Annotated in this window: 19 protein-coding genes and 1 tRNA gene; 10 read left to right on the top strand and 10 right to left on the bottom strand. The window is 63.3% G+C overall.

Going from position 1 to position 25,184, the window contains the following annotated elements:
- The first annotated feature begins 174 nt into the window (after positions 1-174).
- Positions 175-519, top strand: coding sequence for a hypothetical protein (locus tag D1Y85_RS26935; RefSeq protein WP_185218891.1), 345 nt, complete (start codon positions 175-177; stop codon positions 517-519).
- A gap of 101 nt (positions 520-620) precedes the next feature.
- Here the strand turns inward: D1Y85_RS26935 and D1Y85_RS26930 are convergent.
- Positions 621-713: transfer RNA gene (locus tag D1Y85_RS26930), tRNA-Sec, on the bottom strand.
- A gap of 563 nt (positions 714-1,276) precedes the next feature.
- Between D1Y85_RS26930 and D1Y85_RS03530 the strand changes: the two genes are divergently transcribed.
- Both D1Y85_RS03530 and D1Y85_RS03525 read left to right on the top strand, forming a co-directional pair.
- A complete protein-coding gene (locus D1Y85_RS03530; RefSeq protein ID WP_185218890.1) occupies positions 1,277-1,867 on the top strand; it encodes a BPSL1445 family SYLF domain-containing lipoprotein in 591 nt (196 codons plus the stop codon).
- A 351-nt stretch (positions 1,868-2,218) separates the two neighbouring features.
- On the top strand, positions 2,219-3,142 hold the full coding sequence (locus D1Y85_RS03525) for a transporter (RefSeq protein WP_246024759.1): 924 nt from the start codon (positions 2,219-2,221) through the stop codon (positions 3,140-3,142).
- Between the two features lie 191 nt (positions 3,143-3,333).
- Here the strand turns inward: D1Y85_RS03525 and selB are convergent, their stop codons facing one another.
- The 6 genes from selB to fdnG form a co-directional block, all read right to left on the bottom strand.
- On the bottom strand, positions 3,334-5,253 hold the full coding sequence (gene selB, locus D1Y85_RS03520; RefSeq protein WP_124149652.1) for a selenocysteine-specific translation elongation factor: 1,920 nt from the start codon (positions 5,251-5,253) through the stop codon (positions 3,334-3,336).
- Positions 5,250-6,716 (bottom strand): L-seryl-tRNA(Sec) selenium transferase, encoded by a 1,467-nt coding sequence (selA, locus tag D1Y85_RS03515; RefSeq protein WP_124149651.1) that lies wholly within the window; start codon positions 6,714-6,716, stop codon positions 5,250-5,252. The genes selB and selA overlap by 4 nt, the downstream gene beginning before the upstream one ends.
- A gap of 15 nt (positions 6,717-6,731) precedes the next feature.
- Positions 6,732-7,664: a formate dehydrogenase accessory protein FdhE gene (fdhE, locus tag D1Y85_RS03510; protein ID WP_124149650.1), complete on the bottom strand. Its 933-nt coding sequence runs from the start codon at positions 7,662-7,664 to the stop codon at positions 6,732-6,734.
- 102 nt (positions 7,665-7,766) lie between these two features.
- Complete coding sequence (locus D1Y85_RS03505) at positions 7,767-8,390, bottom strand: formate dehydrogenase subunit gamma (RefSeq protein WP_124149649.1); 624 nt, start codon at positions 8,388-8,390, stop codon at positions 7,767-7,769.
- The gene (gene fdxH / locus D1Y85_RS03500) at positions 8,380-9,312 is read right to left on the bottom strand and encodes a formate dehydrogenase subunit beta (RefSeq protein WP_124149648.1); all 933 of its coding nucleotides are present in this window, start codon (positions 9,310-9,312) and stop codon (positions 8,380-8,382) included. Before fdxH ends, D1Y85_RS03505 begins: the two co-directional genes overlap by 11 nt.
- 10 nt (positions 9,313-9,322) lie before the next feature.
- Entirely contained in the window at positions 9,323-12,394 is a 3,072-nt protein-coding gene (gene fdnG, locus D1Y85_RS03495; RefSeq protein WP_148089143.1) for a formate dehydrogenase-N subunit alpha, read from the bottom strand.
- A gap of 217 nt (positions 12,395-12,611) precedes the next feature.
- On the opposite strand from fdnG, the gene D1Y85_RS03485 reads away from it, so the two are divergent.
- Entirely contained in the window at positions 12,612-14,015 is a 1,404-nt protein-coding gene (locus tag D1Y85_RS03485) for a YihY/virulence factor BrkB family protein (protein WP_124149859.1), read from the top strand.
- A gap of 231 nt (positions 14,016-14,246) precedes the next feature.
- Positions 14,247-15,434 carry a porin gene (locus D1Y85_RS03480; RefSeq protein ID WP_124149645.1) on the top strand — a complete coding sequence of 396 codons (1,188 nt, stop codon included), beginning with the start codon at positions 14,247-14,249 and terminating at the stop codon, positions 15,432-15,434.
- A 218-nt stretch (positions 15,435-15,652) separates the two neighbouring features.
- Here the strand turns inward: D1Y85_RS03480 and D1Y85_RS03475 are convergent, their stop codons facing one another.
- The 3 genes from D1Y85_RS03475 to pdxR all read right to left on the bottom strand — a co-directional run bounded on the left by D1Y85_RS03475 (position 15,653) and on the right by pdxR (position 19,033).
- Positions 15,653-16,552 carry a LysR substrate-binding domain-containing protein gene (locus D1Y85_RS03475; RefSeq protein ID WP_124149644.1) on the bottom strand — a complete coding sequence of 300 codons (900 nt, stop codon included), beginning with the start codon at positions 16,550-16,552 and terminating at the stop codon, positions 15,653-15,655.
- A 278-nt stretch (positions 16,553-16,830) separates the two neighbouring features.
- Positions 16,831-17,274, bottom strand: coding sequence for an HU family DNA-binding protein (locus tag D1Y85_RS03470; protein WP_124149643.1), 444 nt, complete (start codon positions 17,272-17,274; stop codon positions 16,831-16,833).
- A 277-nt stretch (positions 17,275-17,551) separates the two neighbouring features.
- Positions 17,552-19,033 carry a MocR-like pyridoxine biosynthesis transcription factor PdxR gene (gene pdxR, locus D1Y85_RS03460; protein ID WP_124149858.1) on the bottom strand — a complete coding sequence of 494 codons (1,482 nt, stop codon included), beginning with the start codon at positions 19,031-19,033 and terminating at the stop codon, positions 17,552-17,554.
- A gap of 155 nt (positions 19,034-19,188) precedes the next feature.
- On the opposite strand from pdxR, the gene D1Y85_RS03455 reads away from it, so the two are divergent.
- From D1Y85_RS03455 to D1Y85_RS03435, 5 genes are all read left to right on the top strand, one after another.
- Positions 19,189-19,626 (top strand): carboxymuconolactone decarboxylase family protein, encoded by a 438-nt coding sequence (locus tag D1Y85_RS03455; protein ID WP_124149642.1) that lies wholly within the window; start codon positions 19,189-19,191, stop codon positions 19,624-19,626.
- A gap of 311 nt (positions 19,627-19,937) precedes the next feature.
- Positions 19,938-20,615: a DJ-1/PfpI family protein gene (locus D1Y85_RS03450; protein WP_124149641.1), complete on the top strand. Its 678-nt coding sequence runs from the start codon at positions 19,938-19,940 to the stop codon at positions 20,613-20,615.
- A 655-nt stretch (positions 20,616-21,270) separates the two neighbouring features.
- A complete protein-coding gene (locus D1Y85_RS03445; protein ID WP_124149640.1) occupies positions 21,271-22,764 on the top strand; it encodes a DASS family sodium-coupled anion symporter in 1,494 nt (497 codons plus the stop codon).
- 46 nt (positions 22,765-22,810) lie between these two features.
- Entirely contained in the window at positions 22,811-23,872 is a 1,062-nt protein-coding gene (locus D1Y85_RS03440) for an Ldh family oxidoreductase (RefSeq protein ID WP_124149639.1), read from the top strand.
- A 371-nt stretch (positions 23,873-24,243) separates the two neighbouring features.
- Positions 24,244-25,173 carry a glycosyltransferase family 2 protein gene (locus D1Y85_RS03435; protein WP_246024758.1) on the top strand — a complete coding sequence of 310 codons (930 nt, stop codon included), beginning with the start codon at positions 24,244-24,246 and terminating at the stop codon, positions 25,171-25,173.
- Positions 25,174-25,184 lie beyond the last annotated feature (11 nt).

Here is a 25,184-nt window from a genome sequence, read left to right as displayed (position 1 = left end):
ACAATTGGCAGAGTAGTTGTCACGGCCGACGGATCGGGCGCTATTCGATCTGGACTGGGCGCGACACCGGTGCCCCACGACTTTGCCACGAAGAGTCGCGTGCCTGGCTGCCGTGCTCGCGGAGGGAATCAAAGCGGTGTAACACACCCCTATAACAAGTAACCCGGACCAACGATGAGCAAGAAAAACCTGATGCTGCATATGCTGCTGTTGCTGACGGCGCATCCTGCATTCTCGGCGGAGTGCGGCTCAATGGATTCCGCAAAGCTCGCGCGCATGAATCCGGCCGGGCTGACACGCTATTACGGTCAACTTGGAGAAATCAAGAACACGTGGCTGGTCAATTCGGGAATGAGCCAGCCAGATTGGTACGCGCAGGTTCAGAAATGTGACCGGGAGGCTGACAGGGTTCAGCAGGTCGCGATAAAGAAACACATGGATCTTTTCCAGCTTGAGACGTCCGGCAGGCATACCGGTCTTCTCGGCACGGATTCGGCTGCGGGTGCGCAGCAGCCCTGACACCATAGACAAACGCTGTAACCCGAATAATGAAGTCGTGTCGCAAACGACATCAATTGCTGAAGTCCACAGCATCGGGGGTGAGCAAAACTGACGATCGGCGGAAAGCAGCCGGAGTCGAACCGACCTGGGAACGGCTGACGTCCCCAACTGGATTTGAAGTCCAGCCGTACCACCGGATACGAATGCCTTCCTGCGTCAACGGTGTGCCGCTAAGCATAAAGTGCCCACCTGGACAGGTTATGCTTTATTTCACGATGGGACACATTATGCTTTATCGCAGAACGGTGGTAGTTTAAAACGCTTTGCTTCGAAAGCCCACGATAAAACGAAAGGCGTGTTGATCTGCAGGGAATCCTGACCCACCGGGGGTCAGGATTCCCTGCAGATCAACAATTGGAAAATATGAAGGACCGTTGAGGGTCGACTACGGAAGCTCGACACGGCACAGGTGTCAGCGTCCGCTTGACCGCTATCGGATTTCCGGCCTTGGCCAGGACTGGTCATTCACGCGTGCCGTTGCACGGGCACTCAAACGTCTGAAGTACATCCTGAAGCAGCCAGCCCGCTCGCTGCGACGAACGCATACCTGCAGTCGAATCGGCGCACCTCTGCAAGAGGCTGCCATCACCATATTGGACCTAAGTCCTATTGCGCAACGCGCGAGTCTGCCAAATATTGTTGGCACGACGATGAACCGGGAGCCCGGTCGGCCAGGCAGAGGTGGTGAATTCGACCGTAGCCATTGATGGAGGTAATGATGCGCAGACGTTCTGTTCTGAAGACAGGTGCCGCGACGCTAATGATCGTGGGACTGTCGCTGACCGGATTCCCAGCGACAATGACTGAGGCCGTTGCGGCGGAGTCCGACGCAGCGAAGCGTCACGAAATCGACGCAAAGGTCAACGCGACACTGTCGCGGCTGTTCGAGACAGTCAAAGGCTCAAAAGAACTTGTCGGCAAGGCGGATGGCGTACTTGTATTCCCAGCCGTTATCAAAGCTGGCTTCGTCGCCGGGGGAGAATACGGTCAAGGCGCTCTGCGGGTCGGCGGGAAAACGGTCGGCTACTACAGCACGGCGGCGGGCTCATTCGGCTTGCAGGCTGGTGCGCAATCCAAGGCCGTCATCTTTCTCTTCATGACCCACGATTCGCTTAACAGCTTCCGCAACTCGAAAGGATGGTCAGTCGGTGGCGAAGGATCGGTTGCTCTGGTGACGGTTGGAGCGAACGGCCAGATCGATACGACAACGGCTACCGCACCGGTTCAAGCCATTGTGATGACCAACGCCGGACTGATGGGTGATGTTTCGTTGTCTGGCACCAAGATTTCCCGACTGAAAATCTGAGGTTGCTCGCACTTGCGTAGTCGGCCAGTCCCCCGCCATCACGCCTGCAAGAGCCCGCCGACACACGAAGACCAGAAGCACGAACCCGATTGCCCGAGGGTGCCTCGATGAACCGCACCCGGACTCCGGTGCCAGTCATCTTCTGCGCCTGAGTATGCGGAGGATGTGCGGGAACGTCGTCAACCGTCGGCTTGCCCGGATATCAGGACCGCGCGGTGACACGCACTGAGCGTGGCGTGCAGGTCTCGACAACCGTGCTGTCGCTAGTGGAAAGCGCGACGATTCAGGGCGTTCCGCTTCTGGACCCGGTCCAGGTAGCAGCATCTGCAATGCATATTGGATTGAACCGCGATGAGCAGACGTTCCGCTCACTGGAGTTGTGTTTGGTCCTGCGTCGCTGTTGTGCTCTGGCAGGCGAATTCCCTGCACGCGCAAGAGCTGGAGCCGCGCACCTATTCCCCTTCACCCGTCGGCACGAACTTCGTCCTCGCGGGATACGCCCATGTGAGCGGTGATGTGCTCACCGACCCCTCCCTGCCGATAACCGGCGTCAGCACGCAACTCAACAACTTCGTGCTCGGCTACGTGCGCACGTTCGCATTGGCAAATCGAACGGCGTCGATCGGCATTGTCCAGCCCTTCGTGAGCGGCAATCTGAGCGGGCTCGTCATTGGTGCGCCGACCGCGGTCCACCGCGCCGGCATCGGCGACACGCAATTGCGCTTCGCACTGAACCTGTTTGGCAATCCCGCGCTTCAGCCAGAGGCATTTGCACGCGCAAAGCCTGCCACTTCGCTTGGTGCGAGCCTGACCGTGCAGGCTCCGACAGGTCAATATGTACCTTCGCACCTCGTGAACGTAGGCAACAATCGCTGGGCGTTCAAACCTGAGATCGGGTTATCGCAACCTTGGGGAGACTGGTTCTTTGAGGCTTCGGTCGGCGTCTGGCTCTTCACGAACAACACGGACTTCTTCAACGGTCAGATCAAGCGCCAGGCACCACTCACGGTCACGCAACTGCATAGTGGCTACAGTTTTCGGCCGGGGCTCTGGCTCGCCGTCGATCTCGGCTATGCCCTCGGAGGCGTCACCAGCGTCAATGACGCGTCGAACAGTCCCCGCCAGGCGAATGCACGCGGCGGCGTCACGCTAGCGGTCCCGCTCGGTCACGGCTGGTCTGCCAAGCTCGGTTATTCTCGCGGCTTCGTTACCCGCGCAGCGGGTGACTATCAGATCGTTTCGGTCGCGGTTCAGTATCGTTGGTTCGATCATTGAACGGCGCGCTTTCGAGCGGTCGTGGCCCCTTTCGTGGCTTATGTTTTATTTCGTCACGTTAGGATAATTATGCTTTATCGAGCTGTCAGCCTTGGTTGATAGGCCATGAAAAACGGACAGGTTATGCTTTGTTCAGCGGACAAGACATGCTTAACGGCACAGAGAACACGCCCGCGACAGCGGCGCAACGCTCATAGCACTTCGCTTAACCGGCTATCCGCACGAAGCAGGTGCTGGTCGCGCTGGAAGCGAGTAAATCCAACGCGATCGAAGAACTCCAGAATCTGGATCGCGCGTTTGCGTCCGAGTCCCGTCATGTCACGAAACGCAGCGGCGCCCACCGTGCCGTCGTGCGCCTGCGCAATCTGCGCGACAAGCCGTGCGAGTTCATATACCACCGCACGATCGTAGAACAGATCGCGTACAACCTGATACAACTCTCCGAGACGAGAAAGTTTGCGCAGCAACGCACGCACTTTCTCCTCGGGTTGCCGCGTCTCGCGTGCGAGGTCGCGCACCCATGGCGGATCGTAGCGTCCTTGCACGATCAACGGCCGCAACAACGCCGCCAGCGCTTCTTCATCGGCGTCGAGCCGCACAGCGTGCGACGGCAAATGCAACCACGGCCCACTACGCGCGATGCGCCCCTCCTGCACGAGCGAATCGACGACCGCGCGCCACACCGCGTCGCTCGCGAGGGGCGCTGCAATGCGACGCAAACGCGCCGCGTCCGGACCCTGCTCGTCGGGCATGCGTGCGTGAAATTCGGCCAGCGTTTCGGTCACGCGCGCCGCGATCTGTTCCCAGTGATGGCGCGCCATGACCACGCCATCGTCGGCGCGACCCTGCGACGCGATTTCGACAGCGTCGGTGGGCAGAGTGAGCTCATCCACAGCGTTGCCGGTCAGTTGCGTCAGCGCCGATCTGGCGATACCGCGCGGCGCCTGCGCGATCAGCGGCTCGATACGCCCTTCGTCGATCCATACGCGCAGCGCATCCAGCCACGCAAAGCGCTCCGCAGTTCGCCGATGCCGCGCGGGTGCGAACGGATCGAGTACGCGACCGCCGCCCACCGTGCGCGTCGCCTGTGCGTTGCGCACGATGAAGCGATCGCCCGGCAATGCGTGCATCGGCGTGTCGACTACGAGTTGCACGCGCGAACGTTCGCCCGGCGCGAGCGTCTCGCCTTCGAGCAGCACGACGTTTGCCACGCGATGCGTCGTGCCCAGGTGCACGTGCAGTGGCGACCAGTGACGCAGCGTGACGTTCGCATCGTCGAGCAGCATCAGTTCGACGTCGAGCCGCATCGAAGGCGCCGCGAGCCTCGCGTCGACGATCCAGTCGCCGCGCGCAATCTGGTCCTTGTCGACGCCGGCGAGATTCAACGCACACCGCTGCCCGGCACGACCAGAGTCTGCCGCACGATTCTGCGCGTGAATGCTACGCACGCGCACCGGCAAACCAGCTGGCGCGAGCAGCTGTGAATCTCCAGTCTGGACGCAGCCCGAGAACACCGTGCCAGTCACTACTGTGCCCTGCCCCGTCAACGTGAACACACGATCCACCGCAAGCCGGAACAGCCCGTCGTCGCGCCGTCCCTGCCACGCCATCGCACGCTCGCGCAAATACGCATCGAGTCTCGCAACGCCCGGATCACCGGGTTGCGTGGCGTTCGTCTCGAAGCACGGCATGTCCCCGAGCGACGTCGCCGCGAGCCACGCGCCGATCTCCGCTCGCACTTCAGCCAGTCGCGCCGCGTCCACGCGATCCGTTTTCGTCAATGCAACCGCGCCCGCGTTCACGCCCAGCAATCGCAGGATCGCGAGATGCTCACGCGTTTGCGGCATCACCCCATCGTCGGCGGCAATTACGAGCAGTGCGAAGTCGATGCCGCACGCACCCGCGGCCATCGTATGAACGAGCTTCTCGTGACCCGGCACATCAATGAAGCCGAGCACATCGCCATTCGAAAGCGGTGCGTAGGCATAGCCTAGTTCGATCGAGATGCCACGCGCCTTTTCTTCCTTGAGCCGGTCGGTATCGACTCCGGTCAACGCGCGAACCAGCGTGGTCTTGCCATGATCGATATGGCCCGCCGTACCGATGATCACAGGCGCAGCTCCGGGAGTTGCGCAATAAAGGCCGCTTCGTCCGTAGCCTCCACGCAGCGCAGATCGAGCCGCAATGCGTCGTCGGCAATGCGTCCGATCACGGGGCGCGGCAGCGCCCGCAATGCACGTTCGAGCTTCATCAGCGCGCGGCCGCTGCCGCCCTTGCCCGCGTGACGCACGACAAGCCCGTAGCTCGGCAACACATCCACGGGCAATGCGCCGCTGCCGATCTGACTGAACATCGGTTCGACGCCAACCGTATACGCCTCGCCCAGCGCGCGCTGCAGCACCGGCGACGCACGTGTCGCGGCCTCGTGCATCTGCGTGGCGGGACGTGCCAGGAGACGCAGCGTCGTGAGCCGTTCGCCCAGAAATTCCGGAGCCTGGTAGAGCTTCAGCACCGGCTCCAGCGCAGCGAGCGTGAGTTTGCCCACGCGCAGCGCGCGCTTGAGAGGATGCTTCTTGATCCTGGCGATCAATTCCTTGCGGCCCACGATCAACCCCGCCTGCGGCCCGCCGAGCAGTTTGTCGCCGCTGAAGGTCACGAGATCCGCACCGGCCTCGATGGTCGCGTGCACCGTGGGCTCGGCGGGTAGTCCCCATTGCGTGAGATCGGTCAGCGTACCGCTGCCAAGATCCACAGCGACCGGCAAGCCGTGTGTGCGAGCCAACGGCACAAGCTCAGCGAGTTCGACGCTCTTCGTAAAGCCGCTGATCGCATAGTTGCTGCAGTGGACCTTCATTAGCAGCGCCGTGCGCGCATTAATCGCCGATTCGTAGTCCTTCAGATGCGTCCGGTTGGTCGTACCCACTTCACGCAGCCTCGCGCCCGCGCGGGCCATGATGTCCGGAATACGAAACGCGCCGCCGATCTCGACCAGCTCGCCGCGCGATACGATCACTTCTTTGCGCGTGGCGAGTGCGGAGAGCGAGAGCAGCACGGCCGCTGCGTTGTTGTTCACGACCGTCGCGGCCTCTGCGCCGGTTAGCTCGCAGATCAGGCCGTCAATCAGATCGTCGCGATCGCCGCGCTTTCCCGTTGCGAGATCGAACTCCAGATTCACCGGTTGCGTAAGCGCCTGCACCACCGCCCGCACGGCTTCGTCGGGCAGTATCGCGCGGCCGAGGTTCGTATGGAGCACGGTTCCGGTCAGGTTGAACACAGGACGCAGGCGGCTTTGTGCTTGCGCGTCCAGAAGACGCGAGACGTCGTCGAGAACGCGCTCGGGCGCGAACTGCCCGGTGTCGTCCGCAGCAACGCTCAGCGTGCCCGCCTGCGTCCCCCGCCGCCAGCCGTCGAGCGTCGCGCGAATGGCCGCCAGCACCTGCGTACGTCCGAACAGCGCAATCAGCGGTTGCGCCGTCACAGAGGCAATCACACGCTCGACCGACGGCATCTTCGCGAGCAGCGCGTTCAATGCCGCCGAGTCCTGCTCTGCCTCATGTCCCACGGTATCGCTCATCGTGCGCTCGCTGACTTATTGATCGGCGGACACTTCCGGCCACAACAGCGGATTCGGGCTCGCGCGCTGGTAACCCGCATCGCTCATCAAAAGGTCGAGCGTGAGGCTCGCGAGATCGTCGGCGAGTGGTTCGAATTCGAAATCCTTCTCCTGATAGCCGATCTTGCGGTACGTGTGGCACTCGTCGCACGATTCGGCCTTCAGCGCAGCACTGCCGCCTTCGATGCCGTGATAGGCGATCCCTTTGGTCGAATCGCAGTTCGTGCATTTCACGCGCACCACGTGCGCCTCGGTGCCGCACAGGCTGCACTGCGTGTAGCGATAGCCCTGAAATGCGCCGCCGATGCGCACGATGCTCGCAACCGGCGGCACGCCGCACACCGGGCACACGCCGGGCGCGTCGACGTAGGGCACATCCGTTATGTCGAGCCGGCTCGCGAGATCGGTCCAGACCACCTGCAGCGCGGCCATGATGAACGGCGCAGTCGCGGGTGCGATTTCGGTGTAGCGCTGTGCGAGCAACGCATCGGCTTGCGTATCGAGTTCTGCATCGCTCATTGCGCGCACGGTATCGAGCACTTTGGCGAGCGCGGGTGTGATCGGACCTGCCGCTTCGACGCGGTCGATCAGCCGGCGCAGCACGTCGCGCCACTGTGGATCGCGCTCACTGGACAGGGCGGGCACGATCGGCATCGAATGGCGTTGCGCGTTCTCAATCGCGTCACGCGCCGGCATCTGCGCACTCAAGTGCTCCAGCGCATTGTGCTGTGCGTCGACGAGTGCTGCCATCAGCCGCACATATCCGCCAATCGGATTGTGGTCCGCTAACTTGCGCAGCCTTGCGGCGCGCTCGGCAAAATGCGTCGTGCGCTCAGGTAGACGGATACGCGGAATCGCCGAGGGATCGAGCGCCTGAATCTCACCGGGATCGAGAATGCGTTGCGTCACGACAGATAGTCTCCAGAACAAAAAAGCCGCCGCGCCCTGCGGGGCCGGCAGCTTGCTCGCATGCGCGGCCGCCCCGGGAGGAGGCGGCACGCGCCGTGCCTGTTACTTGATGCTCTCGCGGAACCAGCGCGGGTGATGCTTCCTCGCCCACCCCCACGTCACCGTGCCGCGCGTCATCGCGCCGAGCGAACCCTTCACCCAGAATCCCGCATACGCGTGGACGATGATGGCGATAATCAGAACAAACGCCACCAGCGCGTGCACAACCGAGGCGAGACGGATGACCTCGATCGGGAAATAGAACGAGAAGTAGCGCCGCCAGATCACAATGCCGCTCGCGAACAGCAACACGAGACAAACCACCAACGTGAAGAATATCAGCTTCTGGCCCGCATTGTAGCGGCCGGGCGCCGGCAGTTTTTCCTCGCGGTTGGCAAGCACGTCGCGGTACTGCTTGAGCCATTGGACGTCGGATGAGTCGAGGTAGTTGTGATGCCAGAAACGCATCACCAGAACCAGGAACGACGCGAACATCACGACGCCGACGAACGGATGCAGTATGCGGACCCACTGCCCCCCCCCCAATACGGCGGCGAGCCAGAACATCGCTGGATGGAACATCGAGAGACCGGATAGCGCGAGCAGCACGAACGCAATAGCAGTAATCCAGTGATTGGCGCGTTCGACTTCGGTGTAACGCACGATCAGGTTCGGTTCATCTTTCATCGTTGCGCTCCTCGGTTTCTCCCTTGATGCGACGCGCTTCCTCGCGTGCCGCCTCTTCGTCCTCGGCTGACACTTCGTTCGGGCCATTCGTGGCGTAGTGGAAGAAGCCCATCAGCGCCGCGAACGCAATGCCCGCGAGCGCAATCGGCTTGGCCACGCCCTTCCACAACTGCACGAACGGACTGATGCGCGGATTGTCCGGCAGACCGTGATAGAGCGACGGCCGATCGGCGTGATGCAGCACGTACATCACATGCGTGCCGCCCACGCCCGGCGGATCGTACAGGCCCGCGTTCTCGAAGCCGCGCTCCTTCAGGTCCACGATGCGCTCGGCGGCGTGCTGTTGCATGTCCTCCTTGGTGCCGAACACGATCGCACCGGTGGGACAGGTCTTCACGCACGCGGGCTCCTGACCCACTGCGACACGGTCCGAGCAGAGCGTGCACTTGTAGACGCGATGATCCTTTTTCGACAGCCGGGGAATGTTGAATGGGCAGCCGGTGATGCAATAGCCACAGCCGATGCAGTTTTCCTCATGGAAATCGACGATGCCGTTCGTGTACTGCACGATCGCGCCCGGCGACGGACACGCCTTGAGGCAACCCGGATCCGCGCAATGCATGCAGCCGTCCTTGCGGATCAGCCATTCGAGGTTGCCGTTCGGATTGTCGTACTCCGTGAAGCGCATCACGGTCCACGAATGCTCCGTGAGATCGTGCGGATTGTCGTAGACACCCGTGTTGACGCCGATCTCGTCGCGCAGGTCGTTCCACTCCATGCACGCCGTCTGGCAAGCCTTGCAACCGATGCACTTGGTGACGTCGATGAGTTTCGCCACCTGGTCCACGGCCGGCTCACGCACGCCGGGTGGCGGCGTCGTGGTCGCGGAAACGCGCAGGATGTCGAGTGATTGAAGTGCCATGGCTCGCTCCCTACGCCTTTTCCACTTTCACGAGGAACGCCTTGAACTCGGGCGTCTGCGAATTGCCATCGCCGACTGGCGGCGTCAGCGTATTCGTCAGATAGCCCGGTTTCGTGAGTCCCGTGAAGCCCCAATGCAACGGCACGCCGACCGTGTGCACTTTTTTGCCGTCGATCATGAGCGGTTTAATGCGCTTCGTCACGACGGCCACTGCGATCAGGTAGCCCCGATTGCTCGACACCTTCACGCGATCGCCGCGTGCCACGCCGATTTCCTGCGCCAGCTCCTCGCCGATTTCGACGAACTGCTGCGGCTGGATGATCGCGTTGAGGCGCGCGTGCTTGGTCCAGAAGTGGAAATGCTCGGTGAGCCGGTACGAGGTTCCGACGTGCGGGAACGACTGCGCCGTTCCGAACGTCTTGCGGTCGTTCGGGAACACGCGCGCGGCAGGATTGCTCGTGGCCTGCGAATTCTTCGGATGGAACGGGTTGTAGCCGAGCGGAGTCTCGAACGGCTCGTAATGCTCGGGGAACGGCCCTTCGTTCATGCCGTCGCGTGCGAAGAAACGCGCGACGCCTTCCGGATTCATGATGAACGGACCCATGCCGTGTTCGGGATCCTCATCCGCCTTGAAGTCGGGTATGTCCGCACCGGTCCAGGTCGCGCCATTCCAGCCAATCAGCTTGCGTGTGGGGTCGAACGGCTTGCCGGCCGGATCGCACGACGCGCGGTTATACAGCACGCGCCGGTTCGCCGGCCACGCCCACGCCCAGTTCAGCGTCTGGCCGATACCCGTGGGATCGGCATTGTCGCGCCGGCCCATCAGGTTGCCCGCCTGGGTCCACGCGCCGGCGAAAATCCAGCAGCCGCTCGACGTGGTCCCGTCGTCCTTCAGCTGTGCAAAGCCCGCGAGCTGTTCGCCCTTCTTCACGAGTACCTTGGTCGGGTCCTTCGGGTCGGCCTGGTCCGCGAGCGCGCGGCCGTTGTACTCCTTCGCGATTTCCTCGGGCGTCGGGCTCGACGGATTGGAGTACGGCCAGCTCAACTTGACGATCGGATCGGGATACTTGCCGCCGTCCTTCTGATACGCGGCGCGCATGCGCAGGAACAGACCCGACATGATCTCGAGATCGCTCCTCGCCTCGCCCGGCGGCTCGGCGCCCTTCCAGTGCCACTGCAGCACTCGGCTCGAACTGACGAGCGAGCCGTTTTCTTCCGCGAAACACGTGGTAGGCAAACGGAACACTTCGGTCTGGATCGACGCTGTATCGACATCGTTGAAGTCGCCGACCTTCTTCCAGAACTCGGACGTCTCCGTCGCGAGCGGGTCCATGATGACGAGCCACTTCAGCTTGCCGAGTGCTTCCACGGTCTTCGCCTTGCTCGGCGACGACGCCATTACGTTGAAGCCCTGGCAGATGTAGCCGTTTATCTTGCCCTGCTGCATAAGCTCGATGGTCTGGAGCAGGTCGTAGGGCTTGTCGAGCTTCGGCAGGTAGTCGTAACCCCAGTTGTTGTCCTTCGTCGCGTTATCGCCCCACCACGACTTCATGAAGCTGACGAAGAATGCACCGTAGTGCTGCCAGTAGCTCAACTGGTTCGCCCGCAGCGGCTGCGTCGCGCGCTTCTTGATGTAGCCGTCGTAGTCCTGCTCGGCTTCGGACGGCAGCGTCATGTAGCCCGGCAGCAGATTCGACATCAGCCCGAGATCGGTGAGCCCCTGGATATTGGAGTGGCCGCGCAGCGCATTCATGCCGCCACCGGCGATTCCGATGTTGCCGAGCAGCAATTGCACCATCGCGCCGCAGCGAATCATCTGCGAGCCGACCGAGTGATGCGTCCAGCCGAGCGCGTACATGATCGTGCCCGCGCGCCCTGGCACCGAGGTGCTGCCGAGCATTTCGCACACCTTCAGGAACTTGTCCTTCGGTGTGCCGCAAACCTTCTCCACCATTTCGGGCGTATAGCGCGAATAGTGCTGCTTGAGGAGGTTGTACACGCAGCGCGGATTCTGCAGCGTCTCGTCGGTCTTCACGAAACCGTCTTCGCCGATCTCGTAGTTCCACGACGACTTGTCCGGATACGAATTCTTCTGCGGATCGAAGCCGGAGAAAATGCCGTCGTTGAAGGCGAAATCGTCGCGTACGATGAACGTAAAGTCCGTGTAGTTCTTCACGTACTCGTGCTGGATCTTGTCGTTCGTGATCAGGTAATTGATCACGCCGCCAAGGAACGCAATGTCAGTGCCGCTGCGGATCGGCACGTAGAAGTCCGCCACCGATGCCGTGCGCGTGAAGCGCGGATCGACCACGATCAGCCGCGCCTTGCGGTGCGCTTTAGCCTCGGTGACCCACTTGAAACCGCACGGATGTGCCTCGGCCGCATTGCCGCCCATCACCAGAATCACGTCCGCGTTGCGAATATCGACCCAATGGTTCGTCATCGCACCACGGCCAAACGTCGGGGCAAGACCTGCCACCGTCGGGCCGTGTCAGACACGCGCCTGGTTGTCGAACGCGAGAAGGCCCATGCTGCGGGCCACTTTATGCGTGAGATACCCGACCTCGTTGCTGCCCGCCGAAGCGGCCAGCATGCCGGTGGTCAGCCAGCGGTTGACCGTCTTGCCGTCGTCGGTCTTCTCGACGAAGTTCGCGTCGCGGTCCTCCTTGAGCAGCTTCGCCACGCGGTCGAGCGCCTCGTCCCACGAAATGCGTTTCCACTCGTTCGACCCAGCCGCGCGATATTCGGGATACTTGAGACGGCTTTCGCTGTGGATGAAGTCGATCAGGCTCGCACCCTTCGGGCACAGCGTGCCGCGATTGACCGGGTGATCGGGATCGCCCTCGATGTGAAAGATGCTCGTGGTGACGTTTTTCGCGCCGTCACCGAGACCGTACATCAGGATGCCGCAACCGACCGAGCAATACGGACAGGTGTTGCGGGTTTCAGTGCTACGCGCCAGTTTGTATTGTCGGACTTCGGCGAGTGCGGTGTCGGGCGCGAAGCCCATCAACGCAAGACTGGAACCAGCCAGTGAGGTCGCCGTGACCTTGAGGAACTGACGCCGGGACATTTGCAGCATGATGTGTCCTCGGCTATTCGAGTTGTGGGTGAAAGAAGTATATGCGGATTTCGGCGCCGGATCACGGAACCTGACACCGGCACGCACCGCCGGTGCGGCCGGGAATTGCGCTTGCTATATTGAGATGAATTGAAGGGGGATGCTGCGCCGCAACCAGCCCGCGCCGCGCTACTCGATACGGCTGCGGATCGCCGTTAAGGCCGATCGCAGAACGGACATCATGGCTACTACGCTTTCACCTGAACGACTGCAATCCGCCGCGCGCAAGGAAGCATCCTGGGTCGTCGGCGCCTGCCGCCAGTTCTTCGTCGACCGTTGCCCCGAGATGGCCGCGAGCATTGCGTTCTACTCAGCGTTCTCGCTCGCACCCACGCTCGTGATGGTGATCGCCGTGGCGGGCTGGTTCTTTGGCGCCGATGCCGCGCGCGGTGAACTCTTCCACCAGGTGCACAAGGTACTCGGCGACGACGCCGCAGCGGCTATCACGACAATCCTGGCGAACGCCTATCGGGCAGGCAACGCGAGCGGCATCGCGACCATCATCTCGCTGTCGATTCTCGTGGTCGGGGCCTCAGCGACGTTCTCCTCGCTGCATTCCGCACTCAACGTCGTGTGGCCACCCGACGCAACGCGCACGTCGAGCGTCCTCTCGCTCATGCGGGCACGGCTGGTTTCGTTTTCGCTAGTGCTCGGCGTGGCGTTCCTGCTGATTGTCTCGCTCGTGCTCGATACCGCCGTCATGTTCGTCGGCCGATGGCTGTGGGGCAACTCGCCTTTTTTGATCATCGGAAACCTGTTTCAACTCGCCATCGGACTGATCGTGCTGACCATCGCGTTCGCCGCGCTACTGCATTTGCTCCCCGACGCCAAGGTGCACTGGCGACACGCCCTGGTAGGGGGAATCGTCGCGGCAGTGCTTTTTTCGACCGGCAAGAAACTCTTTGCGTTCTACCTCGCCCACGCGGGCATGGCGACGGCGTTCGGCGCTGCAGGCTCGCTCGCCGTGCTGCTGATGTGGCTGTACTTTTCGGCCGCCGTGCTGCTGCTCGGCGCGGAATTCGCGGCAGCCCGCGCTCGCCTGCACGACCCGCGCGGCGCCTGGGGCTTCCTCACGCAAACCCAGCCGGGCTGCCGCGCCAAGCTTGCGTCGGTACTGGCCGCGTCCACTATTGCACGACCGCCCGAGCGTCAGGCGGCCCCCGGCCCCGCCCCGTCCGTTCCGATCGGAAACACGGTGGCTGGCGCCAGCGAAGTGCCTATATATATGGCAAACGCATCGGGACAGATTGACGCACCGTCGGAAACGCCGCTGCAGGCCACGGCACCGGCCAGCGCAACAATGATCCAGTCGGCGCAGCGTGACGGCGCTGTGCCGTCAACCCGGCGCACGCCCGGAGAAAGGATGGAGGACGGCGCGACGTATGCCGCGGCGCTGACGCTGGTCCACGCCGGCCGCACGGTCGTTGCTGCCGACCGGTACATCAAGCGTCATCCATGGCGTTCAGTGCTGCTCGCGGCCGGGGCAGCGATTGCCATGACAACGGCTGCCGGGCGGCGCCGCGGCGAACCACACGGCAGCGAGCCGGCCGACGGACAGACCGACAGTCCGTCAGCCAGGTAGGAAGCAGGAAGCGATCAGACGTTGGTTTGTATCAGAAACAACAATAATGCGGCGTTAGCAAACCAATATTGCGAAATTTCGAATAATCCCTCAATTCCCCGTCACACAAGGGGTTACGGTCTTGTGTCAGGTTTTTGCGACAGTCTTTTATTTTCGTTTCGTAAGTCTGTAGGTGCTACGTTATTCTCCACCGCGCAACAACTAATTAAACATCTGCGTGGAGTAAACAGAATGAAACGAGTCGCACTCTCGACCCTCTCGCTGGCGATGCTGGCAGCCACCGGCGTGGCGCATGCACAAAGCAGCGTGACCCTCTACGGTTTGATCGACGAATCGGTCCAGTTCGTGAACAACGTGGCGACCAGCCCGGCTGGCACCAACCCGCCCACCGGCAACAAGAACCAGTTTGGCCTGGGCGGCAGCAACCTCCAGGGCAACCGCTGGGGCCTGAAGGGCACGGAAGACCTGGGTGGCGGCCTGAAGACTGTGTTCCAGTTGGAAAGCGGCTTTAGCCTCAACACCGGCAAGCAATCCGTGGCTGGCAAGCTGTTCAACCGTCAAGCGTATGTTGGCCTGAGCTCCGACCAGTACGGTGTGGTTACCCTCGGCCGCCAGTACGACACGACGACCGACCTCGTTCAGGGCCTGACCGGCGACGGCTACTTCGGCAGCCAGTTCGCGACCCCGGGTGACGTCGACAACAACGACAACAGCGCGCGCTTCAACAACGTCGTCAAGTACACCTCGCCGGTTCTGAACGGCTTCCAGTTCGCAGGCATGTACGCACTGGGCGGCGTCGCTGGCGCGACCGGCTCGGGCCAGACCTGGGGTGCAGCAGCTACGTACGGCATCGGTTCGTTCAACGTCGCCGCTGGCTACCTGATGCAGAGCAACGCTGCAACGACGGTGGCCCGCACGGGCTGGACGTCGACGACGTCGGACGGCGTGTTCAACGGCCAGGTCAACGTCAACGGCCACTACGACACGGCTCGCTCGGTCGGCATCGCCCAGATCGCTGCGCAGTACGTCGCAGGTCCGTTCACGATGTCCGCACGTTACAGCAACGCCCAATACAAGCCGGACGCACTCTCGGGCTTCACGTCGACCCAGCGCTACAACGTCGCCGGCGGCTATCTCGGCTACCAGCTGAACCCGGCAATCCTGCTTGGCCTCGGCTACACGTGGACGCACGGTTCGGGCGACTCGTCGAACACGTACAACCAGATCAACATCGGCGCAGACTACAGCGTCTCGAAGCGCACCGACTTCTACGCTGTCGCAACGTATCAGCACGCCAGCGGCCAGCAACCGGGCGCAGCGGCTGGCACGACGGCCGGCGCATCGGTCGGCTCGTACGGCATCGACTCGGCGTCGAACAACCAGACGCTGGTCAACGTCGGTATCCGCCACAAGTTCTAATAGAACGGCACAGCCGGGCTTCGGCCCGGTGCTGGAACCGGTCCCTGACCGGTTCCAGCTGTGTGAAAACGGCGTGGCCGCTAAAAACCACACGTTGTACCAGCCAGCCCTCGGCGCAAGCCAGGGCTGGTTTTTTTATGGCCGCGCCCATTCGCGCCGGCCCCGAGTGCTGGATCCGTGCGGCTCTGCCCGCGTAGACCGTCGATAAGACGCTAAAATCAGCGCAGGTGGCCCAGAACCGTCACAACGTGACGAACGAACGCATCGGCCACCATCGACTGCGACTGCTCCGCAAGACGCGCAACGTGAACCGTTTCCGGCAACACCGGCGAAAACCGTTTCACCACCACGCGCGCCGCCGCGCCTGCGGCACTCAACGGATCGACCAGCGCGATCCCCGCCCCCGCCTCCACGAGCGCCACAATCGACTGTGCAAGCGCCGCCTCGACGCCCATTTGCCGCGTCACGCCGCTGTCCGCAAAGATGCGGTCGATCTTCGTGCGTGGTTCACTCAACTTCAGAAAAGAGACGAACGCTTCGCCTGCACAATCGGCGGCGGTCACGATGCGCTTGCGCGCGAGCCTGTGTCCGCGCGGCACGATGCACCGCATCGGCCATTGTCCGAGCGCTTCCAGCCGCACCTGAGGATGCGCGATCAACGGCACGACGAAGCCAAGATCGCAGCGCTGCGCGCCGACGTGCTCGACGACAGCTGCCGGTTCGAGCGCGAGCAGTGACACATCGACGCCATCGTGCTCGCGGGCGAACAACGCGATCACCCTTGGCAGGAAGTCGGCGGCGAGATCGAACGTGCCAGCGATGCGCAACGCTCCGCGCCGCCGCTCGCGAATCTGCCCCGCCGCCTGCGCCACCCGTTCGAGTCCGATGAACGCGCGCTCGACTTCTTCGTTCAGCACGTGGGCCTCGGCGGTCGGAACGAGCCGGCCTTGCCGGCGCGCGAATAGCGCAAAACCGACGCTCGCTTCGAAGTCGGCCAGCAAACGGCTGACCGCCGGTTGCGAGACGCCCAGCGATTCGGCGGCCCGTGTCACGCTGCGCTGCTGCATCACGGCTCGAAAAGCTTCAACTTGACGAATGCGGAGATCGACGGTTGTCATAACATTTGAGAATGGATATTTTCGACGCGGTCAAGCCATTAGCAACTCACCGCGTATACATTCACAAATTATGCACAAATTCAGTATAAACATGCGGCACAACATCTCATAACATTTTCGTATGAGTTGATCGCCTCCGGCAGATCTCGCGCGTTCGTCCTTCCGTCCGGCACATCGCGAAACAAGCGCCCATGAAAAATCCCCGCGGGCATGACACCGGCGGGGATTTTCTGGGTACTTCAGGTGCACCGCAACCCGAAGGCCGCGGCGCCTGGCAATCAGGCAGCGGCTGCGTCCTTCAGCTTCTTCAGCGCACGAGCCTTGATACGCACCGATGCCGGCTTGGCCGGGAACCAGCGCTCTTCGCCCGTGAACGGATCCTTGCCGAAGCGCTTCTTCTTCGCCGGCACGGCCTGCACGACGATCTTCAGAAGACCGGACAGCGTGAATTCGCCAGCGCCCTTCTTGTGGACCGAACCGAGGATCGTGTCTTCCAGTGCGGCGAGGACGGCCTTGGCGGCCTTCGGCTCGACGCCTGCACGCTCAGCGACGTGAGCAGCCAGCGAGGCCTTCGTGAAGGTGTCCTTGATCGGCGACGGGGCGCCGGACGCCTTCACGGCGACCTTCTTAACTGCAGCCGTCTTGGCGGGCGCTTTCTTTGCGGCAACCTTCTTGGCCGGGGCAGCTGCCTTTTTGGCCACTTTCTTTGCGGAAGTCGGCATGTTTCTCCTACCAGTGTTGGTCAGTGAATCGACGAAGCACCGCGGAATGCATGTGCTTCAACGGCGGATTCTACAAGCGTGCAAGCGTTTTGCGTGACTCTTTTGCATCGCCAATGCAAATTTGTTGCGCGGCGCTGACTGCCGTACTCATTTTGACGCCTGTTTACAGGGGTAAACGTGCGCACGGCATACCCGGGTATCCCGCCTGGGAGACATCTTGCCGCCCGCACTCATCGCAAAAACTCCAACCGTATGGCGTTTTGCGCACGCTCGACGGTTAGCCCGACCGCATCAGCGACGCGAGCGACGCCATCGCGGCATCGATCTGTCCGACGTCGACACCGCCATAGCCGAACAGAAAACCCCGTTGCACAGGGGACTTCACATGAAACGGCGCCAGCGGGTGCAACCCGACCGACGCCGCACGCGCGGCCTCGACGAGTGCCGTTTCGTCGACGGTTGAGTCGAGCCGTGCCGCGAGGTGCAGGCCCGCCGTGTTCGGCATCACCGGTTCGAGCCACTGCGCAAGCGGACCGCCCAAGTGCGCCAGCAGCCTTTCGCGCCGCGCCGAATACGTCTGGTGCATTCGACGCAGGTGCCGCGCGAAATGGCCGTTGAGCATGAAGTTCGCGAGTGCAGTCTGCGTGAGCACACAGCCGTGCCAGTCGCCCACCTGACGCGCACGCACGAGCGGTACCGCGAGCATGGCGGGCGACACCAGGTAGCCCACGCGCAACTCCGGAAAGATCGTCTTCGAAAACGAGCCGACATAGGCGACGAGCCCCGCGTTGTCGAGGCTCTTGAGCGGCTCAAGCGAGCGGCCTTCGAAGCGATACTCGCAGTCGTAGTCGTCCTCGACGACGACCGCGCCGCGCGCCTGCGCCCATTCGAGCAGCGCAACGCGACGCGCGAGGCTCATCGGCATGCCGAGCGGAAACTGATGCGACGGCGTCACGTAGACGAGGCGCGCCGCATCCGGCAGCCTGGCAACAACGAGACCTTCGCCGTCCACCGGCACGGACACTACCTTCGCGCCACGCGCCTCGAACACGACGCGTGCCGGCGGATAGCCCGGATCCTCCACCGCAACCACGTCGCCGGGACGCAGCGTCACGCACGCAAGCAGGTCGAGTGCATGCTGCGCGCCCTGCGTGATGATCACGTCCTCCCAGTTGCACTGCACTGCGCGACTAAACGCCAGGTAGCGCGACACGGCGAGTCGAAGTTTCTCCTCGCCCGCTGGATCGCGGTACATGCCGAGGCCGCGCGCCTGAACGCGCAGGGCGTCGGTAATGCAGCGCCGCCAGACGTCGAAGGGAAAGCGCGACTTGTCGGTCACCCCGCCCGCAAAATCGCACGCAAGCCGCGCATCGGGACGCGGCATCGGCACAGCCTGCGCTTGCGCTTGCCACCACGGTTGCGCCTGTGCGGCACGCGACGCGTTCGCCACGCGAGCGCTTTCGGTCGCGGCGCGGATCTGCGCATTGGGGTGGCCGCGCTCACGCGCGGGCAGACGTTCGAGCGCTTCGGCGACAAACGTACCCGAGCCGCGCCGCGCGCAGAGATAGCCTTCCGCTAGCAGCCGTTCGAACACGTCGAGCGTCGTCTTGCGCGAAACGCCGAGCTGAAGCGCGAGATCGCGCGTGGACGGCAGCCGCGTACCACCCGCGAGCCGCCCGTCGACGATACCCGCGAGCAGTTGTTTGTAGATCTGGCCAGCCAGATCGCGACGGCCCGAGACCGTGATGTGGAGTTCCATGTAGGCGGTGACGAACAGGTCGATGCGGCTGTCGAAGTGGTCACCCGAAATATTGCCAGAATGGCTATATGAGCGCACCATCCGCAGGCCTAAAGTCACTCCCGTGGTCTTCCGATTAGCAGTTCAACCCGCTGTCTCCAACGAGGTGAATGGTCATGCAGGCACGTCTGGACTTCTATAAAGTCAGCCCCGAGGGCACGAAGGCAATGATTGCGCTCGAAGAGCGCGTGAGCAAAAGCTCGATCGAGAAACCGCTCGCGGAACTCGTGAGGCTGCGTGCCTCGCAGATCAACGGTTGCGCGTTCTGCGTCGACATGCACACCGCCGACGCGCGCAAGGGCGGCGAAACCGACCGGCGGCTCGCGACGCTATCGGTGTGGCGCGAAACGCCTTTCTTCACAGAACGCGAGCGCGCGGCCTTCGAATGGACCGAAGCGGTCACGCTCGTTTCGCAGACACACGTCCCCGACGAGGTCTGGGAGCGCGTGAAGCCCCACTTCACCGACCAGGAGATCGCCGATCTGACCATGCTCGTCATCGCGATCAACGGCTGGAACCGCATCGCTATTTCGTTCCGCAAAACGCCCGCGTAAACGCGTCGGTGCGTACCCGGACGCGTACCTGGACGATCAGGCGTCTCTACGTGCAGCACGTTGAGGCGCCTTTTTAAGCATCGTCTGAACGCGGCCGCGCGTGTCCGCCCGGTTCATCCTGAGTTCCCACTTTCACGCTGCATGCGCGAAGCGTTGCGTTGGCGCGCGCCGGCCACAGGGCGCTCACGCACAGCGTTGGTCGTGGCAGCTTTTACGCGTCTTTTGGCACAAGCGCGCCGGAGCGCGGCGATACAGTGGACATCGACGGGCAGCCGCAACCCGCTCTGCCTCCCCTTCCACAGGACTTCGCCATGGCGCTACAAATAGGCTTTCTCCTCTTTCCTCGCGTGCAGCAGCTCGACCTCGCGGGGCCCTACGACGTGCTTGCGTCGATGCCGGACACATCGGTCCGGCTCGTCTGGAAAACGCGCGATCCCGTCACGTCGACCACCGGCATGGTGCTCACGCCCGACACGACCTTCGATGACTGCCCTCAGCTCGACGTGCTCTGCATCCCCGGCGGCAGCGGCGTCGCTGACCTGCTCCTCGACGAAGCAACGCTCGCGTTCGTGCGCCGCCAGGCCAAACACGCCCGCTATGTCACATCGGTTTGCACGGGTGCGCTCGTGCTGGGCGCCGCGGGCCTTCTGCACGATCGACGCGCCACGACGCACTGGGCGTTCCATGAACTGCTCGCGCCGTTTGGTGCCGTCGCCGTGCGCGAGCGCGTCGTGCGCGACGGCAATCTGATGACGGGCGGCGGCATCACGGCGGGAATCGACTTCGCGCTGACGCTCGCGGCCGAACTGATCGGCGTCGAGGGGGCCGAGGCGCTCCAGCTGGAACTCGAATACGCGCCAGCGCCTCCGTTCGATGCGGGCAGCCCCGACACCGCGCCGCGCGCCGTGGTCGAGCAAGTGCGGCAGGCCAACGCGGCATCGCTCGCTGCGCGCCGGCGCATCGTCGAGGAAGCGGCTGCGAAACTGTGAGCGGCGTTTGCGCGAAAAACGAGCGGGCTATCCGGGCGGCCGATTGGCACACAGCCCGGAAACCGCGCGCGTTGGTATCGTTTTCATCGCTCGCGCGACGCCTGCACCCGTCATGCCGCTGCGCATCTCGCGACTCCACTCCACTCGGGCACTGAGCGAGCAATATAAAGACCACGACGGGCCGCTCGATAACTTCGTCCAACATCGAGCCGACTCTCGCTACATCCAGCGTCCGCGATCTCTCCATATCGCCCGCAAAGCCGACGGCCTGCGCTGCACGACGCCAACGCGCACGTGCCCGCCAACCACGCGTAAGACACACACCTGGCACGCGCCAGACACGAAGCTCTCATCGAGATCGAAAATCGTGTATTAACAAATCGACAGCACAGTACGCGACGCCAGCGGACACGACTGCGAACATCCGGCGTCCGGCCGGAAACGAGGCCGGCACGTATGCCGCTGCTCTTGCGGAGCGAAAATCTCGCGCCGCAATGGGCCGCTTCGCCTGATCCACGCAAGCGCCACGGATGCAATAGCCGCTTCGTTTGCGGGCCATGCGCCTGCGAGGCGTTGCGGGAAGGCCGTTGCCCTCGACACGGCGCACGGATAACCCGAGTAGTCCGTGCGCCGTGTTCATCATGGAGCCCATGTCATGAACGCATCGAAACCGGGCGCTGCCGCCACGTCCGAGCAGAAGAAAGGCATCCCTGTCGGGCTGATCGTCAGTGTCGTCGTGCTGGTCGTCGTTCTCTTCATGCCGCTGCCCGAGAGCCTGCCGCCAGCCGGTCACCGGATGCTCGCCATTCTCTCGTTCGCGGTCGTGATATGGCTCACGGAAGCCGTGTCGTACGAAGCGAGCGCCATCATGATCACCACGCTGATCGCGTTTCTTATCGGCACCGCGCCCACCGTCGACGATCCCTCCGTCCTCTACGGCACGTCGAAGGGCATCAACATGGCGCTGTCCGGATTCTCGAACTCGGCGCTCGCGCTCGTCACGGGTGCGCTGTTCATTTCGGTGGCGATGACCGTCACGGGGCTCGACAAACGTATCGCGCTCGTCACCCTCTCGCGGATCGGCACCACCACGCGGCGCATTCTGATCGGCTCTATCGCGGTGACCATCGTGCTCTCGCTCGTCGTGCCGAGCGCAACCGCACGCAGCGCGTGCGTCGTGCCGATCATGGCGGGCGTGATTGCCGCGTTCGGCGTGGACAAGCGCTCGAATATCGCGGCGGGGATCATGATCGTGGTCGCCAACGCGACGAGCATCTGGAACGTCGGGATCCAGACCGCCGCCGCACAGAATCTGCTCACGGTGGGTTTCATGGACAAGATGCTCGGCGCGCGCGTGACCTGGCTCGACTGGTTGATCGCCGGTGCGCCGTGGGCCATCATCATGTCGGCGATCCTGATCGTGGTGGTGCTGAAAATGCTGCCGCCCGAAGCCGATTCCATCGGCGGAGGCAAGGACGCCATCGAAAAATCTTTGCGCGATCTCGGCCCCATGACCGGCCCGCAAAAACGGCTGATGGCGGTGTCCATCGGACTGCTGTGCCTGTGGGCCACCGAAGGCAAGCTGCATCCGTTCGACACCACCTCGGTCACCTACATCGGCCTCGTGATATTGATGCTGCCTCGCATCGGCGTGATGGACTGGAAGACGCTGCAGAGCCGCATTCCCTGGGGCACGGTGATCGTGTTCGGGGTTGGCATCAGCCTCGGCACCGCGCTGCTCACAACGAAGGCAGGCCAGTGGCTCGGCGATATGGTCGCCTATCACACGGGCCTCGCCAGTGCCGGGCCGTTCATCGCCTTCGCCGTGCTCGGGGCCTTTCTGATCGTGATTCACCTTGGTTTCGCAAGCGCGACGGCGCTCGCCTCGGCTATGTTGCCGATCGTCATCTCCGTCCTGCAATCGATGTCGGGCGACTTCAACCGGCTCGGCGTGACCATGCTGCTCGCGTTCACGGTGAGCTTCGGTTTCATCCTGCCGATCAACGCGCCGCAAAACATGGTGTGCATGGCCACCGAAACGTTCACCCCGACGCAGTTCGCTCGTGTAGGCATCGTGCTGACGATCATCGGCTATATCCTGATGCTGGTGTTCGCCCTGACGTGGTGGCGCTGGCTCGGGTTGATCTGATTTCCCTGCGCCTTCCGCGCGAAGCGCAACCGGCAAGGAGCCGCTGATGGAAGTCGCAATCGATGAAGCGCGCCGCTTTACGATGGACGTGCTGACGAAGCTCTCGGTGCCCGCGGACATTGCCGCCGACGTGGCCGAACACCTGATCGAAGCCGATCGCGTAGGCTATGCGAGCCACGGTCTGTCGATCCTGCCGAACTACCGGCGCGGACTGGCCGGGGGTTTCGTCACGGCGGACGGCCGCCCCGAGCGCATCGTGGACCGCGGCGCGCTGATCGGCTACCACGGCCATAGCGGCTTCGGGCAGCACGTGGGCAAGGTGGTGATCGACGATGCCATCGCTCGCGTGCACGAGCACGGCCAGTGCATCGTCACGCTGCGCGACACCCACCACCTCGGACGCATGGGGCATTACGGCGAGCTCGTCGCACAGGCGGGTTATGTGCTGCTCGCGTTCACGAATGTCGTGAACCGGCCGCCGACCGTCGCGCCGTTTGGCGGGCGCGAGGCGCGCCTCACGACGAATCCGCTGTGCTTCGCGGGACCGCTGCCAGGCGGGCGGCCGCCATTCGTCGTGGACATCGCGACAAGTTCCATCGCCGTGAACAAGGCGCGCGTGCTTGCCGAAAACGGACGGCAGGCGCCACCCGGCTCGGTCATCGACGCAAACGGCAATCCGACCACCGATCCGGGCGTGCTCTTCGAGGATCCACCCGGCGCCCTGCTGCCGTTCGGCGCGCACAAGGGCTATGCGCTCGGGCTCGTCGCGGAACTGCTGGCCGGGGTGCTATCGGGCGGAGGCACGATTCACGCGGGCAATCCACGCAACAGCGTCGCGACCAACAATATGTTCGCGATCATGCTCGATCCGCAGGTCGATTTCAACCAGACGTGGCGCTCGCAGGAGGTGGAGACGTTCCTCGAGTATCTGCTGGCCTGTCCGCCGCAAAATCCCGCCGAACCTGTCCAGTACCCCGGCGAATACGAAGCGGCGAATCGCGCCCGCCACACGCTGACGATCGATCTGCCGGATTCGGTTGAGAAACGATTCGGCGATCTCGCCGCGGAACTGGGCGTTGCGACGATCAGGCCAATGAAGGCAGTTTGAGCGACCGGAAAGAGGGAGCGGGCCCGCCGGTCCTGCGCCGGTGATGCCAACCTCGGCGCGCACGGCCGCACGACGTGTGTCCCGTGCGAATTACACGCTCACTTAATAGCGACGCGAGTGCAGCGCAGCAGTGGCAAACACCCGTCCCGGAACGACTGGGCAACCCCTCAGGCACGACATTTGACGCACGCGTCACGCGCAGCGATCGGCACCGGCGAGACGCGTCGGCTACCGTCCCCGCTGGGGCAATTGCACGTGATGCACGCCACGTGCCAACGGCGTATGCTGGTGGCGACCACGACAACATTCCGCCCGGCTCGCGCCGCTCGACTGCGATGAAAGCCTCCGCACATGCCTCTGGTTCCCAGCCCGTGCCACGCGTGACTGTGGTCGTGCTGACGCGCAACCATGTCCGCCAGACCGTCGATACCGTGGCTCGCCTCGTCGCGCTGCCGGAGCATCCGAACGTGATCGTGGCCGACAACGGCTCCACCGATACCACCATCAGCCTGCTCGCCTCGCTGTTTCCGCAGGTGCGCATCGTGCAGGGGCTGCGCGATCTCGGCATGGCCGGCTTCAATCGTGCCGTCGCGCTCGCGCGCACCGAATACGTGGCGTGCTGCGACGACAGCACATGGTTCGCCGCGGGTGCACTCGCGCGGGCGGCCCAGTTGCTGGATGACAATCCGCAGGTCGCCGTGCTCAACGCACGCGTGGCAGACGATGCCGAACGCGAAATCCATCCTGCGTGCCTGATGTTGAGCGCGACATCCACATCACCTCGCGGCGACGGCCTGCCCGGCCCGGCGCTCGCGAACTTCATGGCGGGCGCATGCATCTTCCGCGCCGGCGTGTTCCGCGAACTCGGCGGCTACGAGGAGCGCCTCTCGCGCGGCGGCGCCGAAGAACTCGCGGCCCTCGACGTGCTCTCGGCGGGCCACGCCATCGTCTATTGCGAGGAGGCGCTCGCGCATCGCGAGCCGCTCTATCGCTGGTTCACGCGCGCGCAGCATTGCATGCTCGCGCGCAACTCGGCGTGGGTCGCGTGGATGCGTCTGCCGGTCCGCGACGCGCTCGCCGCAACCGGTCGCGCGCTCGCCGTCTTTGCGCGTCAACGCTCGCTCGGTCCCGCCGGTTTCGCGCTGCTACGCGGCGCATTCTGGACGCTGCGCCGTCGCCGCGTGGTGCCGCCACATGTCGTGGTGCTCACGCGCCAGGTGAAACGTGCCGAGCGCCAGGTGCGCGCAGGCATTCCCGCGATGGCTGAAAAGTACGATCGCTCGGGACAGAGCGCCTGGTAAGCAGGCCCGCG

The organism is Paraburkholderia dinghuensis (assembly GCF_003837865.1).
Classification (GTDB): Bacteria; Pseudomonadota; Gammaproteobacteria; order Burkholderiales; family Burkholderiaceae; genus Paraburkholderia; species Paraburkholderia dinghuensis.
This window is presented reverse-complemented; position numbering and strand designations above follow the sequence as displayed.

Excerpts from the sequence above, each read along its gene's own strand:
- D1Y85_RS26935 (WP_185218891.1), top strand. The coding sequence starts at position 175 with ATGAGCAAGAAAAACCTGATGCTGCATATGCTGCTGTTGCTGACGGCG.
- D1Y85_RS03530 (WP_185218890.1), top strand. The coding sequence starts at position 1,277 with ATGATGCGCAGACGTTCTGTTCTGAAGACAGGTGCCGCGACGCTAATG.
- D1Y85_RS03525 (WP_246024759.1), top strand. The coding sequence starts at position 2,219 with ATGAGCAGACGTTCCGCTCACTGGAGTTGTGTTTGGTCCTGCGTCGCT.
- selA (WP_124149651.1), bottom strand. The coding sequence starts at position 6,716 with ATGAGCGATACCGTGGGACATGAGGCAGAGCAGGACTCGGCGGCATTG.
- D1Y85_RS03505 (WP_124149649.1), bottom strand. The coding sequence starts at position 8,390 with ATGAAAGATGAACCGAACCTGATCGTGCGTTACACCGAAGTCGAACGC.
- fdxH (WP_124149648.1), bottom strand. The coding sequence starts at position 9,312 with ATGGCACTTCAATCACTCGACATCCTGCGCGTTTCCGCGACCACGACG.
- D1Y85_RS03480 (WP_124149645.1), top strand. The coding sequence starts at position 14,247 with ATGAAACGAGTCGCACTCTCGACCCTCTCGCTGGCGATGCTGGCAGCC.
- D1Y85_RS03475 (WP_124149644.1), bottom strand. The coding sequence starts at position 16,552 with ATGACAACCGTCGATCTCCGCATTCGTCAAGTTGAAGCTTTTCGAGCC.
- D1Y85_RS03470 (WP_124149643.1), bottom strand. The coding sequence starts at position 17,274 with ATGCCGACTTCCGCAAAGAAAGTGGCCAAAAAGGCAGCTGCCCCGGCC.
- pdxR (WP_124149858.1), bottom strand. The coding sequence starts at position 19,033 with ATGGAACTCCACATCACGGTCTCGGGCCGTCGCGATCTGGCTGGCCAG.
- D1Y85_RS03455 (WP_124149642.1), top strand. The coding sequence starts at position 19,189 with ATGCAGGCACGTCTGGACTTCTATAAAGTCAGCCCCGAGGGCACGAAG.
- D1Y85_RS03450 (WP_124149641.1), top strand. The coding sequence starts at position 19,938 with ATGGCGCTACAAATAGGCTTTCTCCTCTTTCCTCGCGTGCAGCAGCTC.
- D1Y85_RS03445 (WP_124149640.1), top strand. The coding sequence starts at position 21,271 with ATGAACGCATCGAAACCGGGCGCTGCCGCCACGTCCGAGCAGAAGAAA.
- D1Y85_RS03440 (WP_124149639.1), top strand. The coding sequence starts at position 22,811 with ATGGAAGTCGCAATCGATGAAGCGCGCCGCTTTACGATGGACGTGCTG.